This window comes from Trichococcus patagoniensis (genome assembly GCF_003051085.1).
GTDB lineage: Bacteria > Bacillota > Bacilli > Lactobacillales > Aerococcaceae > Trichococcus > Trichococcus patagoniensis.
The window spans coordinates 83,785-99,915 of the sequence record NZ_QAOM01000004.1 but is presented as its reverse complement, the minus strand read 5'-3'; the positions used below and the strand labels follow the sequence as shown (position 1 = coordinate 99,915).

The 16,131-nt window shown below is 41.8% G+C and carries 13 protein-coding genes; 10 read left to right on the top strand and 3 right to left on the bottom strand.

Annotation, left to right across the window (positions count from 1 at the left end):
* The first annotated feature begins 247 nt into the window (after positions 1–247).
* The 6 genes from C8U37_RS03605 to C8U37_RS03580 all read left to right on the top strand — a co-directional run bounded on the left by C8U37_RS03605 (position 248) and on the right by C8U37_RS03580 (position 10,356).
* Complete coding sequence (locus tag C8U37_RS03605) at positions 248–1,144, top strand: helix-turn-helix domain-containing protein (protein WP_108031910.1); 897 nt, start codon at positions 248–250, stop codon at positions 1,142–1,144.
* Positions 1,145–1,499: 355 nt separating this feature from the next.
* Positions 1,500–3,149, top strand: coding sequence for a glycoside hydrolase family 43 protein (locus tag C8U37_RS03600; protein WP_108031909.1), 1,650 nt, complete (start codon positions 1,500–1,502; stop codon positions 3,147–3,149).
* A 21-nt stretch (positions 3,150–3,170) separates the two neighbouring features.
* Positions 3,171–4,406 carry an MFS transporter gene (locus C8U37_RS03595; RefSeq protein ID WP_108031908.1) on the top strand — a complete coding sequence of 412 codons (1,236 nt, stop codon included), beginning with the start codon at positions 3,171–3,173 and terminating at the stop codon, positions 4,404–4,406.
* Between the two features lie 475 nt (positions 4,407–4,881).
* Positions 4,882–5,838, top strand: a complete 957-nt coding sequence (locus C8U37_RS03590) for a sugar ABC transporter substrate-binding protein (protein WP_245879748.1) — start codon at positions 4,882–4,884, stop codon at positions 5,836–5,838.
* 491 nt (positions 5,839–6,329) lie between these two features.
* Positions 6,330–7,382 (top strand): AraC family transcriptional regulator, encoded by a 1,053-nt coding sequence (locus C8U37_RS03585; protein WP_108031907.1) that lies wholly within the window; start codon positions 6,330–6,332, stop codon positions 7,380–7,382.
* Positions 7,383–7,710: 328 nt separating this feature from the next.
* Positions 7,711–10,356: a family 78 glycoside hydrolase catalytic domain gene (locus C8U37_RS03580; RefSeq protein ID WP_108031906.1), complete on the top strand. Its 2,646-nt coding sequence runs from the start codon at positions 7,711–7,713 to the stop codon at positions 10,354–10,356.
* Positions 10,357–10,557: 201 nt separating this feature from the next.
* On the opposite strand, the gene arr is transcribed toward C8U37_RS03580, so the two are convergent.
* Positions 10,558–10,974: an NAD(+)--rifampin ADP-ribosyltransferase gene (arr, locus tag C8U37_RS03575; RefSeq protein ID WP_108031905.1), complete on the bottom strand. Its 417-nt coding sequence runs from the start codon at positions 10,972–10,974 to the stop codon at positions 10,558–10,560.
* Positions 10,975–11,244: 270 nt separating this feature from the next.
* Here arr and yghU point away from each other — a divergent pair, with 270 nt between their 5' ends.
* Positions 11,245–12,033: a glutathione-dependent disulfide-bond oxidoreductase gene (gene yghU / locus C8U37_RS03570; protein WP_108031904.1), complete on the top strand. Its 789-nt coding sequence runs from the start codon at positions 11,245–11,247 to the stop codon at positions 12,031–12,033.
* Positions 12,034–12,193: 160 nt separating this feature from the next.
* Here yghU and C8U37_RS03565 read toward each other — a convergent pair whose 3' ends face one another.
* The gene (locus C8U37_RS03565) at positions 12,194–12,391 is read right to left on the bottom strand and encodes a hypothetical protein (protein ID WP_108031903.1); all 198 of its coding nucleotides are present in this window, start codon (positions 12,389–12,391) and stop codon (positions 12,194–12,196) included.
* Positions 12,392–12,659: 268 nt separating this feature from the next.
* Positions 12,660–13,526 (bottom strand): SDR family oxidoreductase, encoded by an 867-nt coding sequence (locus tag C8U37_RS03560; RefSeq protein WP_108031902.1) that lies wholly within the window; start codon positions 13,524–13,526, stop codon positions 12,660–12,662.
* A gap of 134 nt (positions 13,527–13,660) precedes the next feature.
* On the opposite strand from C8U37_RS03560, the gene C8U37_RS03555 reads away from it, so the two are divergent.
* The 3 genes from C8U37_RS03555 (at position 13,661) to pgmB (ending at position 15,741) form a co-directional block, all read left to right on the top strand.
* Entirely contained in the window at positions 13,661–14,011 is a 351-nt protein-coding gene (locus C8U37_RS03555) for a winged helix-turn-helix transcriptional regulator (RefSeq protein ID WP_108031901.1), read from the top strand.
* A 299-nt stretch (positions 14,012–14,310) separates the two neighbouring features.
* Positions 14,311–14,679, top strand: coding sequence for a YccF domain-containing protein (locus C8U37_RS03550; protein WP_108031900.1), 369 nt, complete (start codon positions 14,311–14,313; stop codon positions 14,677–14,679).
* A 396-nt stretch (positions 14,680–15,075) separates the two neighbouring features.
* A complete protein-coding gene (pgmB, locus tag C8U37_RS03545; RefSeq protein WP_108031899.1) occupies positions 15,076–15,741 on the top strand; it encodes a beta-phosphoglucomutase in 666 nt (221 codons plus the stop codon).
* The last annotated feature ends 390 nt before the right edge of the window (positions 15,742–16,131 follow it).

Here is a 16,131-nt window from a genome sequence, read left to right as displayed (position 1 = left end):
CTCATTTCGGAAGTCGAATTCCCGGTGAAAGTTTTTTCGCCGGGAATTCCGTTCATTTCGGAAGTCGGATTCCCGGTGACAGTCCCCTTGCCGGGAATTAGGCACATTCAACAACCAAATTCTCTAAAACAGCAAGCCTCCTCGCTTCCGATCGCTATCGGAAACAAGGGGGCTTGTTGTTTTTTTGTATGTCTATAATTCAGATAAGATGGTAAAATACCTGAAAATACAAATAGGGGCATAACTTATGAATGAGAAACCAGAATGGCTAAAAAAATTAAAAAATTTGCCGGAAATCAATCTTAATATGAAATTTTTCGGCGGACATCAACAGAAAGTCCCTTTCGGTTGGGTTGCTAAGCGAGAGACGCACTTCGCCTTTGAAATCATGATTATTCTTGAAGGGGTCCAGCATACTGATTTTGACAGTCGGTCTTACGATTTTGTTGAAGGGGATATCATTTTGATCCCGCCAGGCACGTCCCATGAAAACTCATGCACTTCAAAAGAAGGACTGAAGTATTTTTGTGCACATTTCGACATTGACGATCCAGAAATCCAGCAAAATTTATTGATGTATTGTCCGATTCAATTGCGCAAAGATAACATTGTGTTCATTAAAATAAAAGAAATTTTGGAAGCCTATGTCGGATTCTTGGAACAGGAAAAATTTTGTTTGCGAGAAAAGCTGTTAGTAGAAAGGTTATTGATCGAATTGGTAATCTGTTTGCTGGACTATACCACCTACGAACAACAAAAAATGGAAGCTTCCGATAATTCCTCTTTGGTTTTGGCAAAGGCAATCGCTGATACGATTCAAAAGAATTTCCGGACGTTCACGGAATACCCACTGGAAGAAAATCGTTCGCTACTGTCCATGAACGCAGTCTCTGAAGCGATGGGCATCAGTGAAAGTTCCATGTTGAAGATTTTTAAGAAGGTCTTCTCCGTCAGTCCGAAACATTATTTGGATCAATTGCGCTACAATGAGGCGAAATTTCTGTTGCATCAACCCACGCTTTCCATTAGTGAAATTGCTGAAATCATCGGCTACCAGAATCTCTCCCATTTTTCCAGGCAATTTAAAAAATGGAGTAATCTGTCACCAAAAGAGTACCGCGAATTGAATAAAGAGAGGGCTTGAACGGCCTAATCAACTCTGAAAATCAGCCAGCAAATTTTGCGGCTGATTTTTTTGTACGAAAAATGGTAAAAATCATACGTTTTTTGATATATTACTGGCGTTTCATTTCTTTTATTATGAATTCAGGAAAAGTAAACGATTCCATTTTGGGCATAAGGTATTTTCGATTCATCAGCTGAGCAAACCGATTATTGAAAACGGAATCACAAAAAGGAAAGAAAGGTGGTAGCTTATAACAGAAAAGGAATACCGCCGCCCGGCACCGACGCATTTATAAAATCAGGAAAATGTATCCGGATACAAACGCTATTCATTAGGCACCACATGACAATCGAAACAGAGAGGAAGAAGCAAAATGACCACCATTCAAAATCCGATTATTCCGGGGATGGCCCCCGACCCATCAATTATTCGCGTGGAGGACACTTATTATATAGCAACCTCCACCTTTCACTGGAATCCAGCTATTCAAATTTTTCAATCCAAAGATTTAGCCAACTGGGAATTAATTGACTACGCGTTGAAAAATGGCGAAGTAAATCTTAGAGGAACCAACACGCCCGCCGGCATCTGGGCACCGCATTTATCCTACGACCCAGCCACAAAAAAATACTGGTTAGCTTATTCCCATATGGTCAATATGGCTGGACGTGAATTTAATTCTGATTCTTATGCAATTTGGGCAGATGATATTAAAGGACCTTGGTCAGAACCAATCTTTTTAACAGCCATCGGATTTGATCCAGCGATTTTTCATGATGAAAATGGCAAACATTATTTGGCTATTTTGGAATGGGAAACCCGGCAAGGTTATCAAGCACCTGGACATATCGTAATCGCTGAAGTTGATTTGGAAAATGGCGGAATTACCGGTGAATGGCATCGCATCAACCATGGTTTTACAACGCGTGGTTGTGCTGAAGCACCACAAATTTATAAACGGAACGACTATTACTACTTGCTGATTGCAGCCGGCGGGACAGGCTATGGTCATGGCGTAGAGATTGGCCGGTCGAAAAATGTTTTGGGGCCTTACGAACCACATCCGTCTGGCGAACCGATTGTTACCTCCTCTCCTAGACATTTGTTTTCACTAGGTGATCCTGACGCAGGTCATTTTGAAATGTATAATCCCAATTCCGTTATGCAAAAAGCAGGTCATGGCTCCTTAGTTGAGACAACTACCGGTGAATGGTACATGCCCCATTTGATGTCTCGTCCGTTGGAAGGAACTTTACTGAATCCATTAGGACGAGAAACCTCCATTCAAAAAATGCATTGGACCGAAGACGGATGGTTGGAAATGGCGGATGGGTCAAACTTAGCGAAGATGACGGTTGAAGGAATAGATGGCTTATCCATTGATGGAACCAACACGCACGAAATAAAAGACGAGTTTGTCTCAGCTTACAGTCTTCACTTTATGACTCCTTATCGCAATCAAGAGCAAAAATGGGTGAATACAACCGAGCGACCTGGTTATTTACGTATTCATGGCGAAAATTCTTTCTTCTCCCAAATTAATCCGGCCATTATGGCAACTCGGGCGACTTCGTTTGGTTATGAAGTTCAAACCAAAGTGGCTTTTCAGCCGGATCATTATTCAGAAACGGCAGGCGTGGGTCTGTACTATGATTCGAATAATTGGTTGTATCTGCACTTAACTTATTCAGAAGAACAAGAAGCGACGATACTGACCGTTTTGCAAGCAAAACGAGGCGAGCGCATCGAGTACAGCAATCACCGTTTCATAGTGAAGGAAGAAGCACTTGAACTAAAAATCAGATACAAACACGGTACCGCCGATTTAATGTACCGACAAGATGAAGAGTGGGAGCTGTTTGTTGAAGGGATTGATGTTTCTTATCTATCCGATGAAGGTGTAAATGGCGAACCGGGAGAAATTGGCGGATTTACAGCATTGTTCAACTTCATTGGTTCTGTCGATGCCCATCAACGGGATTCGTATGCCGATTTTGATTACTACTACGTCACAAATATTTAGATTTTGAGAGGGGATAAAAAAATGAGTAAAACAGTTTCTTTAAAACGTTTAGTTCCGGGGTTAATTATTGGACCCGCTTCCTGGTTAGGACCGTATATCGCAGCAGTTAGTTTGTTTTTACCAACATTGATTCAATATATTGATGAGGAAAATAAAATTCAGTTAGTGGCTTTGTTTTCAATTTGCGCCATGGTGGTAGCGGCAATTTCCAACATGGTGGCCGGTTATTTATCCGATCGTACCCGCTCGCGCTTTGGTAAACGAACACCATGGTTAGTAGGTGGTGCCGCTGCTTTCATGTTATCCATGATCCTTGCTTCAATGGCTAACAATATTCCATTTCTGTTAGCTAGTTGGATGCTGGGGCAAGTGGCACTAAACTTCATTGTTGCTCCAATGGTTGCTTGGTTGGAACTTGCTCCAGAGAATGGCAAGGCAACAGCTTCAAGTGCTTACGGCGGATTAGGCATGGCATTAGGGAATAACGGATTTACTATTATTGCGGCAATGTTTTTAGGGCAAGTTCGTCTAGGCTTCATTATTTTTGGGATCCTGACGTTTGTAGGCACACTGATTGCTGCAATAATTGTCCATGAGCCTTCCAATTTAGATGAAAAAATAGTGGTGGCTGAGAAGAAAGAAAAGACGTCGTTGAAAGAAGCGATGGCAATTTTTCCTAGTTGGTCAGTTGGTCGGGATTATTATTTGGCTTTGATCGGCAAATTGTTCCAAGGGGTAGGGAATTTCACTGTTACAGGTTATCTGCTGTTCATCATGACGGACTTCTTAGGTAAGGGGACTGCTGACACGCAACACGCTATTCAGTTGATCAACACCATCATGTTGCTGTTTGGGCTTGCGATGGGATTCATCGCGGGACCATTGGCAGATAAGTATAAAGTGTTGAAATTCCCAGTAGGTTTGTCCACCATTTCTTTAGGAATCGGTGCATTAAGTATGTTTTTCCTGCAAAATGATGTTGGAATACTTATCTACGGTTTTACCGCAGGGTTAGGTATGGGTATTTGGAATTCACTGGATAATTTGTTGAATCTGGAAGTGATTCCAGACAAAAATCGGGTAGCCTTTTTCTTAGGCGTCTACAATTTAGGGAATACATTGACGCAAGCGATTGCTCCTGTTCTTGCAGCTTTTGTGATTTCTCAATTCAGCTTTTCTGCTATTTTTATCGTTTCTTTCGTTTTTTCTATGATTGGCGGCTTATCTATACTGTCCATCAAATCTGTTGCAAGATAGTTTAAACGCAGCAAAATTACAAAAGAAGACCAGCAAATCAAGCGATCTGACTGATGGGGGAAAACCGCACATTCCGGCGGCCACCTGAAAGTTTTCTCGTCGGGAAATCGGTTCATTTCGGAAGCCTAATTCCCGGTGAGGTGGCGACCTTCGCCGGGAAATTCGCACATTCAACAGCCAAATTCCGTAAACCAACAAGCCCTTCGTTTCCGATATCCGATTGGAAGCGAGGGGCTTGTTTGTCTGTCTGGTGTATTGCGGTTTTCGGTAATTTATTCATCAGTTTTTTGTCGTAATCCGTTTCATGCTACTCAAATACGGAAAATTTCTTTAGATGAAACCACCTTTTGACGCAAGTCCATCCCCTTGCAGAAGCAGTCTATAAATGGGAATGCTTGCCTCGATAATATTACTTTTGTCAATTTACATACGTGACAAAAGTGTATAGAATGTTAGGCAAGAGAGGGATGATAGGGTGCCTAAAGTAAACAAAATGATGGTCATGATAGTCTCTGTTTGTGTCATCGCGGTTTCAGCAATCTATTACAATTATAAATTCGTCAGGTACGACAGCGACAAGATCATTTTTGGTGCTACCTACATGACGATGAACAACAGTTTTTACAAGGCGATAATGGATGAAATAGAAAAACAAATCAATGACCGCGGGGATATATTGTATACGCGTGACCCGGCTTTGGATGTCGATAAACAGAACGAACAAATCAATGATTTGATGGAGCTCGGAATCGATGTCTTGATAATCAACCCCGTTGACTATTCTAAAGTGAACGATTCATTGAAAAAAGCCAAGGAAAAAGGCATCAAGATAATCGTTATTGATGCGCAGTTGGATGATGATACGATTGCCGATGCCACGGTTTTATCCAATAATTATGACGCGGGCGTGCAGTGTGCCAAGGATATGATGCGTAATCTGGCTTCCGCAAAGATTGTTCTGTTGCAGCATAGTGCGGCTTTATCGTCGGTTGACCGGATCGACGGTTTTCTGGATACGATCAAAAATAATGACAATTACACCGTTGTTGCAAATGAAGAGTGCTTGGGTCAAACGGAAGTGGCGATGCCCGTCATGATGGAAATAATCGACAGAAAAATCGATTTCGATGTTGTGATGGCTCTGAATGACCCGAGTGCATTGGGCGCTTTAGCGGCAATCAAAGATAAACAGATCAACCATAAAGTGCTGGTTTACGGTGTGGATGGTTCGCCGGACATGAAAAAACTGTTGATTGATAGCGATGAAGTTCAAGGGACTGCCTCACAATCGCCTATTACGATGGGAGCGAAGGCTATCGAAGCAGCCTATCAGATTGTGGATGATGAAGAATACGAAAAGTCGATTGTCGTGCCGGTTGCCTTGATCACCAAGGACAACAGCAGCGAATTTGATGTTTTGGGGTGGCAATGATGCTGCATTTAAGAACCAAACACATCGCTTATATCCATAAGGCACTGTTGCTGTTAGTGGTTGTTGCATTTGTCGACGTTCTGGTCGGATTCTTCAACCAGGCTTGACTTACTAGTATTGCTGGCTTCGAGTTCGTTGTGATATTCCCCACCAAATCGGATTTGGCGGGGAATATCTGAGCATACATTCAAACTCCCGTCTAAAATCAAAGGGTGCATCAAAACCGGAATGGTATTTTCCTGTTTTGATGCACCCTATTTGTTTTTGCAGCCAAATTAAGATCGAGCTGTCGACAGGTTGCGACGCAAAGGGCTCCAAAAACCCGAAATAGTGGCGCCGGGAACTACGTTCAATTCGAAAGCCGAATTCCCAGTTTGGACATTCTCAGTAATAGATAATTATTCAAGGGTTGTTATTAGAATTAATATGCAACATAGAAACTTATGCTAGACTGTGAATAAAAGACAGCAAAATTGGTTGAGGTGAGGAAAATGAAATCAGAACAGTTTCATTTAAATGAAGTTGAGAGAAAGAACAAAGAAATTTATTTGTCTGATAAAAATAAGGAATTGTACACCGCTCCTATGAGCTACGAAGAATATTATCGCTTAGTATCAAGCAACACAAAAATAGAAGATTTACGGGCCTTTTATCGAGATACAACTAAGAATGGTACAGGGTTAACAATTGCGCCCAATAAAATATACGCTCAGACGAATATTTTTTTATCACTTCATGGAAGATACTCTTATCCAATTCTTCACAATCATGATTTTGTTGAATTGATTTATGTTTTAAATGGATCTTGTACAAATTTTATTAATGGAAAAGCAATCGTAATGAATAAAGGGGATTTTTGTTTTATGGCACCCTCTACAGTTCATGCAATGTTAGCCGTAAATGATAATGATGTAATCTTTAATGTATTGTTACATGAGCAAAGCTTTAGTCAGTACTTTTCTCATATTTTAACTCGCAGAGATAGGATTGGTGATTTTTTTAAAAATATTTCTGTAGCGAATAATGCAACACCGTATTTATTATTTAAAACAAATGGCAACGAAAAAATTATGAATCGTATGGTGCAATCATTTCATGAATTTACAAATAAAAATTTATTTTTTGAGGACTTGATTGGAGCCTATGTGAACGAAATTTTTATTGAACTAAGTCGCTGTTTCAATCCTGAAACCGTTATCAATAATTCTGAAACAAATGCAGCGGCATTTTTTCATCCAATCTTGAACTTTATTAAGGTGAATTATAATAGTGTTACTTTGAAAGAACTATCTGATATATTTTCATATAGTGAAGCGTACTTAAGCAAATTGATAAAGAAGAATACGGGCCAAAATTTCAAGCAAATTGTTGAAATAGCTCGTTTAGATGAAGCTAAGTATTTAATGCAACATACAGATTATACGTTAACAGAAATCAGTCAGAAAGTCGGTTATTTTGATTCTAGCCATATGAATAAAAATTTTGTTAAACTAGTTGGTCTGCCACCGAACAAATGGTTAAAACAACATAAGCCCGAAATATAAACAAAACAGCACTCCATTTGGTGCGCATCCTAAATAGCCGGATACTATGCATTTTTTGCGAGTATCCGGCTATTTTCTTGTTGCTACATGTTGCTTGGATATTTTTCGACCATGCATAAATTGCTCTAGTTTTGCTGAAAGGAAAATATACATTTAGTCTCCCCATAGCAAATTTTTACTGACTTTATATGGTTTTTTTACAATTTTTATTGAGCCAGACAATTTACTATATATATAAATGAAGCGCATACAAAAAGGGTGTTTTTGTATGGACTGAGTGCGGTGATTTAGAAGCCCGCAACAAACTAGAAATTAAAGGAGATTTATGATGACAAAATTATATGATTTAAAAGTTGTTTCTGGCATTGATGTACATTTTTCTTGGAAATTAGTAGGTGAATTTGATCAAGTATCCTATCAAATTGAGGTTAATGATTCTCAAAATAATTTACTTTGGGATAGTGAGAAGGTTATTTCAGAAGAGCGACATAATATCTTGGCACCCGGGTTTCCATCTGAAAAAAGATTATTTTGGAATCTTACGATTGAACTGAGTGATGGGAGCTTACTAACAGCCAAAGGACCTGAATTTTTTTCCCAAATTAGTGATTGGCAAGCGCAATGGATTGAACCAGAACGTATAAGAAAACCATTAATTGATAAGAAGAAAGCTTGGGAAGTGAAAAAATTTGAAAAAGATCCGATTGAAAGACTAGATGCACCGATTTATTTCAGAAAAGAATTTGAACTTAAGCAGTTGCCTATGGAAGCATTAATTTATATGAGTGCACGTGGCATTTATGAAGTTTGGATTAACAGTCATAAGGTTTCGTCCCTGTTTGCTCCAGGTTACACTTCTTATCAAAAACACATTGACTATCAAGTATCTTCAGTCGCGAACTATTTGAATGTAGGAAAAAATGTAATCGGTTTAGTTTTAGCAGATGGATGGTATACTGGGAAAATTGAATATATAGGAGTAGGGCAACAATATGGAACGGAGAATTCAATTATTTCTGAATTGAAATTGAACTATTCCGATGGTTCCAAAAGCAGTATTTTTACCGATGACTCTTTTAAGTGGACAGATCAAGGCCCTCAGAAATATGCTGATTTATATGTAGGTGAATATTATAAGCAGGCAGATGAATTGCAAAAATGGCTAGAACCAGGATTTGATGATTCTCGTTGGGAAAAACCTGTAATAAAGAAATATGGTTATTCAGAATTAACATTGCAAACAATTCCAGAAATTATTGAAAGTAGAACGATTCGACCAACCATTATACGGACCCCAAAAGGTGAGTTAGTTTTGGATGCTGGAGAAGTGATTGTCGGTTATACATCGTTTAATAATATTTTATTGGCAAAAAATAATATTGTTTCGCTTGAACATAGTGAAACTTTAGATGAAAATGGGAATTTCCTTCAAAACATTCTAGGCCAAAATAAAGAGCAAAAAGATTATTATGAGAGCGGACAAGACGGTGCACACTCGTGGAAAGCAAGTTTAACTTTTCATGGATTTAGGTATGTGAAAATTGAAGGTACGATGGATTGTGATCCAGAACATTATTTGATTCATGTCATCGTCACACCAATGAAGCGTACAGGATTTTTCCGAACCTCTGATGAGCGACTGAATAAATTGCAAGAAAATATTGTTCGTTCTCAAGAAGGAAATATGATTAGCATTCCCACAGATTGTCCGCAACGTGAACGAACTGGGTGGACTGGAGACATGCAAGTTTATGCTCCAACTGCCTGTTATGAAATGGATGTTGAACAATTTTTACGGCATTGGCTAGAAGATATGAAGATTGAGCAGCATGAAGACGGACAAATTCCTCAAGTTATTCCTTGTCCGCCATCGCATGACTATATGAAACCAGATGGCGAAGATGCAGTAAATACTGCCGGCTGGTCTGATGCAGCAATTATTGTGCCTTGGCGTTTGTATGAATTCTATGGTGACATCAAAATTTTAGAGGACTGCTATGATATGATGTTTCGTTACATAAAATCTGTTGAGAATAGATTGGGCCTTCTACCAGAAAACTATAATGAAATGAGTCCAGAACAACAAGCCTACCAAAAATATTTATGGAATACCGATTTTCAATTTGGTGATTGGTTAATGCCAAGTGTGGGTCAAGAGAGTGCCAGCATTACTGGGAATGAAGTAGCAACATTAATGGTGGTGATGAGTACTGACTTAATGAGCAAAATTTGTGGAGTAATAGGAAAATTAGAAGAGCAAAACTACTATCGAGAATTAAATCAAAATGTGAAAGCTGCCTACGTTCAAGAATACATGAATTCAGATGGGACAATGACCAGTGATTATCAAGGAGTATATATTTTAGCTTTAGCCACAGAAACTATTCCCGAAAATTTGAAGAAAAATAGCATTGCCCGTTTGAAAGAACTGATTGCTAAAAATGGTGATTGTTTGGATACCGGTTTCCTTTCAGTTCCGTATCTTTTACCCGTTTTACAAGAATTGGGTGAACTTGAACTAGCTCATCGACTTTTATTCCAAGACAAGTGTCCTTCTTGGCTCTATGAAATAAAGATGGGAGCTACAACAATATGGGAAGTTTGGGACGCCTATTCGGAAAAAGGTGTACCCAAGGCCGATTCGATGAATCACTTTGCTTTCGGATGTGTTGGTGAGTATCTGTTTAGAACGATTTTGGGAATTGATCAAAGAGGGGTTGGGTTTAAAAATGTCGTTATTAAGCCTGACTTTACTTCAGGATTACGATATGCCGATGGTCAATTTGACTCAATTTGGGGACCGATTAAAGTGGGTTGGGAAATTGTAGCTGATGAAGTTACTTTGTCTGTGGAATTGCCGCCTAATGTCAGTGCGGATATTGTTATTAATGATCAAGTTTTTGAAAATATCACCCATAATTTTAATCACGTGAGTAGTTCTCAAACAAAGGAGCTAGAAATTGCCAATAAGTAATCAATAAGTTATAAAAAAGATAGAAGACATTGGTATTTTCCGATTTTTTGGAGAAGCTCAATGTCTTTCTATGTTTCTGGCATATAAAGTTCAGCACGTAGACCAATTTACCGGACGATAGGCAAACGAGCGAGAGGCATGAGCAACTCTCGATAGCTAATTTTTGATTGATTCAAGTCAGGGTTTTAAAAGTCTGGAAGCTTAATCGTATATCACAGCTAGCCCTTGTTCACGTAACTTTTGCAGCGAGGTAAGCATATGATTTATTTGTTCGTCGGAATGTCTTTCCCATGAGGCTAATTCAGCGACTATTTTCAAAGGTGATTTGGAGCGATAGGAACGTGTCGGATTGCCTGGGAATTTTTTGTCGGTTAAGTTCGGATCGTTTTCGAAATCACCCAGTGGCTCCACGATGTAAATCCGCTCTTTTGCTTGGGAGCTTGCTAATTCAGCACCCCATTTAGCAGCTTCCAAAGTTGCGGTAAAATAGATGTAGTTGGATTTCTTGTCTTGATAATTTGATGACTGTTGCGGTTCCAACAGATCCCCGATTTTTAGTTCCGTTTTGGTGCCATGAAAGAATGGGCCTTTATCTAAGACAATTTTTTTAGCATCCATGCTGCTCCACCTCTAGTATTTTTGATTTGTATGTAACAGTATAGTGCAGGAACTGGAGAAAGACTAGTTTAGTGTATCGGTGTAGTCATGAGTACGCTGATAACCGTTTTGAAGGGGAAAATAGATTGTCCGGAAAACAGCATGTTATAAGGAAGCGCTGTTATGTTAATAGCTCTGTAACCGTACTATAAGTAAGCTGAATTTTGGGAATTTTGGTTCGTGAGTAGTATGATGAAGTTATTAATTAATATTATTATGAGGAGTGGTGGGATGACAGCGTATGAATTACCAAAAGTGTGGCAGTGGGAAGAAGAAAATTCAAAAAAAGGTGGCAATCGTCCAACAGCTGGGAGTCGATTCGAACAAAAATTACCAGTCGGAGATGCTCCGTTCCAACTCTATTCACTAGGAACACCGAATGGCATTAAAGTCACGATCATGTTCGAAGAGCTAAAAGAATTGGGTGTAGATGGCGCAGAGTATGACTTGTACACTATTAATATTGGAGTAGGCGACCAATTTGGTTCGGATTTCGTTGAGATCAATCCTAACTCTAAAATTCCAGCCCTGGTTGACCAAAGTCAAAGTCCTCGTTTGGAAATTTTTGAATCAGGTTCCATTCTTCTTTATTTAGCGGAGAAATTTAATCAACTGATTCCGACAGATATTCACGGTCGGACAGAAACGCTTAATTGGTTATTCTGGCAAATGGGAGCAGGGCCTTATGTTGGTGGAGGATTTGGCCACTTTTTTGCTTATGCTCCAGAGCCTATGAAATATCCAATTGACCGCTTCGCGATGGAAACGAAACGTCAATTAGATTTACTCGATAAAACTTTAGCCCAACGACCTTATATAGCTGGAGATGCCTATACCATAGCAGATATTGCCATCTGGTCTTGGTACGGTCGTTTGGCTTTAGGAAAATTGTATGAAGGATCATATGAATTTTTGAATCTGGATGAATACCCGCATCTCTTAGAATGGTCTCATCGCATTGCAGAACGACCAGGTGTTCAAAAAGGTCTGGCAGCGGAGTATCAACCGCTGGAGAAGTAGTTCAAGAAAAAAAGCATTGCGTTTTCTCCTTAAGTAGAACTAAACCCTCATTTAGAAATAGTGCGGAGAACCGATCAAGATGTTGGGTAGGAAAGAGCGGTGCCTTATTACGGACTATTCCGCCGGATGATTTATCGGATGACAAGTTTCTCTTTGATCATTAATTTCGTTGTAACAGCTGACCGACTACTTCAGAGCTGCCTGGCATTAGCATAATTAGCGAAACGACAATAAACAAAACTCCGATAACGAGTGACATACTTACAATTTTAACTGAACGTGAAACATCTTTATTTCTCAGTCCTACCACAAGAAGAGCGATGCCTATAAAGAGCATCAGAAAATACCAAAAACCCATGCGATCTCCTACTTCCTTTTATTATTTATTGAGATAAGTATACCTTTTCATTTCGTATGAATTCTTATATTTATTGTTATATATATATTAAGATTTAAATATCGCTATTCGTTATATTGTGAGTTATCGACAAGGTAAATCACGAAAGAAAATAAAGGAGTCAATGCAGGAAGGCAGAGATATTTTTTTGGAGGTTCCAAAAAAATATTACCAGCCTAGGCATTGACTCCTTTATATTTTTTAAAGCAGTTCTATAAGAGAGCGCAAGCTATTGCTTGATTCCGTCCACGATTTGGCGCAGCCCTTCATGGATCGGCGTTGCCGGGCGGCCGAGCAGTTTTTCGAAGTCATTACTCTCAACATCCAGCGAGCCTACGCGGATGCTTTTTTGGATTTCGACAAGAATCGGGACCACGAAATCCGGCACACCGGCGTCCGCCATGATTTCGGCATAGGCAGCGTCATCAACCTGCTGCACCTGTACCTCTTTTCCAAGCACATCGCCAAGCGCCGCAGCCAGTTCTTCCTGAGTCAAGGGCTTACCTGACAGTTCGTAAATGGTATTTTCATGTCCTTCGCCGGAAAGGACAGCCGCCGCTGCTTCCGCATAATCCTGTTGCAGTGCCCAGCCAACCTTGCCGTCCGCTGCCGATGTCAGCCATGGAGCGCCTGCCAGGACACCTTGAATGCCTGAAATTTCATTCTCCAAGTACCAGTTGTTGCGCAGGAATGAGTAAGGAATCTCGGTTTTCACGATAGCTGCTTCGGTAGCCTGGTGCGTCGGGGCGAATAAATTTTTGCTTTCCTGTGCACTCGCCAAACTGGTGTACGCGATGAAGGAAACCCCGGCGCGTTCGGCCGCAGCCACCGCATTGGCGTGCTGGCGGATTCTGGTTTCGTTGTCCCCGTCCGCAGAAATAAGCAACAAACGATCTATACCTGCAAAAGCGGCATCCAATGTTTCCGGCTGGTCAAAATCCCCCTGGCGAACGTCCACTCCTCGAGCGCGTAATTCTTCCGCTTTCTCTGGGTTGCGGACACTGACTGCCAGTTGATTTGCCGGTACAGTCTTCAATAGAATCTCCATAACTTTGGTGCCGAATTTCCCGGTCGCTCCGGTTACTAATAATTTCATTTTGCATCGCTCCTATTTCTGTTTACTTTTCTTTTGTAACCTAATAATATAGCGGTAGGTGTTTTTTTGAAAGTAGGCACTTTTAAATGACCTAGTCACAAAAATAGGACCATTGCGAAAGAGAGGCGTTTATCATGGCAAGAAGTTGGTTCGGGGACCTCCCTGAGGAACAAATAGAGGCGACGGTCTGTCCCGTCACACAAACGCAAGACATCATTGCAGGCAAATGGAAAATCATCATTTTGTGGAATCTGAGCACACAGACAAGAAGATTCAACGAACTCCAGCGGTTGCTGCCGAATATTTCAAAAGGAATATTGACCAGACAGTTGAGGGAATTGGAAGAAGATAACATGGTTCACCGGGAAGTCTACAAAGAAGTCCCGCCTAAAGTCGAATACTCGCTGACGCCGTTGGGGCAAAGCTTCATCCCGATCCTCCAGAGCATGGGCGAGTGGAGCAAAAAGAATTTGGGTGCGAAATAGGCTGACGAAGACGGATGAGGATGGTGCCGGGTAGCCGTAGGAGCTCGGTTTGAAATGGTCGTCAGCTCCGGTTAAGCTCCGCTCCCCGGAGGACAGCGGTAACTTTCGGCCGGACCTCCGACGAAAGTAGCCTTATCGGAGGACGATAACGAAATGTTGGGTGAACTCCGGCGAAGCCTGCGTTCACCGGAGGAGAGCCTGTTAGCAAAGTATAGAACATGAGTGGAAATTCAGTACTTAGTCCGATGCCTCCCAGCCTCTCAAGCGTTATAATGTAAGGGAAAGAGAGGTTGGGGATCATGAATTTTCTAATGAATCTGATTTGGTTTGTTTTGGGCGGTTTCATCAGTTTTGCTTCCTGGGTCGTGATAGGCGTTCTGTGGTGCTTGACCATTGTCGGGATTCCGGTCGGCATGCAATGCTTCAAGTTCGCGGTGATGGCGGCGGTGCCGTTCGGAAGGGAAATCCGCATCAGCGAGAGCGGCACGTCCTTTGTGATCAATGTCATCTGGATGCTGTTGGGCGGCGTGGCATTGGCGGCTGAGGAAGTCATCCTGGGCATCATTTTCTGCCTGACGATTGTGGGCATTCCGTTCGGTATGCAGCACTTCAAGCATGCCAAGTTGGCTCTGTTCCCGTTCGGGGCGGAGATCTACAAGATTGGCTAACATCTGAGAATAGAAATTAGAGGATGTATTTTTGTAAATATATTTATCGCGCTGTGGGGGGGAGTGATTGGCGAAGGTGAGTTTGGGGTTTCGGACTTGCTGTAGGCGAATCACTCCCCGTTTTTTGTTATGGGAATGAGATGCAGAGAAATCTTGGCCTGTAAAGTTTTTTTCGGTAATTCTCGGCAATAACAACCATCCGCCTTGCAAATGATTACGCAATCATTTGCAAGGTGGATGGGAAGATTCTGGCGATTCTAGATGAATGAACGAATAGATGTAAAATAATTGACCATCCATGTTATCCGTTGACAACTCCTTTTTTCTTGCGTAAGCTTTGAACTAAATTCAAGCAATTACAATTGCGGCAGAAATGCAGACGAAAGGGATGGGGATATGAAAGCGGTACTATTTGATTTGGATGGTGTGATCACGGATACAGCGAAATTTCATTTTTTGGCGTGGCGTGATTTGGGAGCGGAGCTGGGCATTGAAGTGGATGAGGCTTTCAACGAGGAACTGAAGGGTGTAAGCCGCATTGATTCACTGGAGCGCATATTGGCGCAAGGCGGGGTTGCGGATAAATATTCCTCAGCCGAAAAAGATGAATTGTGCGTCAAAAAGAATGCGGATTACTTGGAATTGATCAAGGAAATGACGCCGGCCGATATCTTGCCGGGCATCATTCCGCTGTTGGAAGAGCTGAAATCCGCTGGCATCAAAATGATCGTGACTTCCGCAAGCAAGAACGCTCCGGGCATCCTTGATCTGCTGCAGGTGCGGGCGTATTTTGACGGCATCGTCGATCCGGCGACTGTCGCAGCCGGCAAACCGGCGCCGGATATCTTTCTGGCGGGCGCACAGTTGGCGGGCGTCGCTCCGGCTGACTGCGTCGGGGTTGAAGATGCGGCTTCTGGCGTTGAAGCCATCAAAGCGGCCGGCATTGTGGCGGTCGCGGTAGGCGATGAACAAGTTTTGGCATTGGCCGACCGCGTACTGCCGAGCACAGCCGACCTGTCGCTAGCTGTATTGCGGGAAACGTGGGAAAACCGCAAAAAATAACGGATAGAAGTGGACTTGCCGGCTGGCAAGTCTATTTTTATTGTCCTTCTTTCGTTTCGGATTTGTTGGGGAGGCCTGTTCTCCGGTGAAGCAAGCATTCGCCGGAGAACAGGCCTCCGAGCATTCGATGAACTCCGGTGAGCGGGTCCTCATCGGAGTTGAGCGTCCGAACGCTTCCGCTCCTCCGGCGAGGCAGCCCTTCACCGGAGGAGCGGCACATTCCAACCCAATCCCAACCCCGCGGCCCCCGCGCACATTGCGCGCAGTCCATACACCCGCGGATACCTTAAAAAATGTCGGATATAAACTATCAAATGGCATGGAATCCGTTCCGGAACACGGTTAAACTGTATAGTGAGAGTGGGCATACCTGCAAATGAAAGCGTATAC

What these genes read in the sequence shown, in the direction of transcription:
- C8U37_RS03605 (WP_108031910.1), top strand. Translation starts at nt 248, where the DNA reads ATGAATGAGAAACCAGAATGGCTAAAAAAATTAAAAAATTTGCCGGAA.
- C8U37_RS03600 (WP_108031909.1), top strand. Translation starts at nt 1,500, where the DNA reads ATGACCACCATTCAAAATCCGATTATTCCGGGGATGGCCCCCGACCCA.
- C8U37_RS03595 (WP_108031908.1), top strand. Translation starts at nt 3,171, where the DNA reads ATGAGTAAAACAGTTTCTTTAAAACGTTTAGTTCCGGGGTTAATTATT.
- C8U37_RS03585 (WP_108031907.1), top strand. Translation starts at nt 6,330, where the DNA reads ATGAAATCAGAACAGTTTCATTTAAATGAAGTTGAGAGAAAGAACAAA.
- C8U37_RS03580 (WP_108031906.1), top strand. Translation starts at nt 7,711, where the DNA reads ATGACAAAATTATATGATTTAAAAGTTGTTTCTGGCATTGATGTACAT.
- arr (WP_108031905.1), bottom strand. Translation starts at nt 10,974, where the DNA reads ATGGATGCTAAAAAAATTGTCTTAGATAAAGGCCCATTCTTTCATGGC.
- yghU (WP_108031904.1), top strand. Translation starts at nt 11,245, where the DNA reads ATGACAGCGTATGAATTACCAAAAGTGTGGCAGTGGGAAGAAGAAAAT.
- C8U37_RS03565 (WP_108031903.1), bottom strand. Translation starts at nt 12,391, where the DNA reads ATGGGTTTTTGGTATTTTCTGATGCTCTTTATAGGCATCGCTCTTCTT.
- C8U37_RS03560 (WP_108031902.1), bottom strand. Translation starts at nt 13,526, where the DNA reads ATGAAATTATTAGTAACCGGAGCGACCGGGAAATTCGGCACCAAAGTT.
- C8U37_RS03555 (WP_108031901.1), top strand. Translation starts at nt 13,661, where the DNA reads ATGGCAAGAAGTTGGTTCGGGGACCTCCCTGAGGAACAAATAGAGGCG.
- C8U37_RS03550 (WP_108031900.1), top strand. Translation starts at nt 14,311, where the DNA reads ATGAATTTTCTAATGAATCTGATTTGGTTTGTTTTGGGCGGTTTCATC.
- pgmB (WP_108031899.1), top strand. Translation starts at nt 15,076, where the DNA reads ATGAAAGCGGTACTATTTGATTTGGATGGTGTGATCACGGATACAGCG.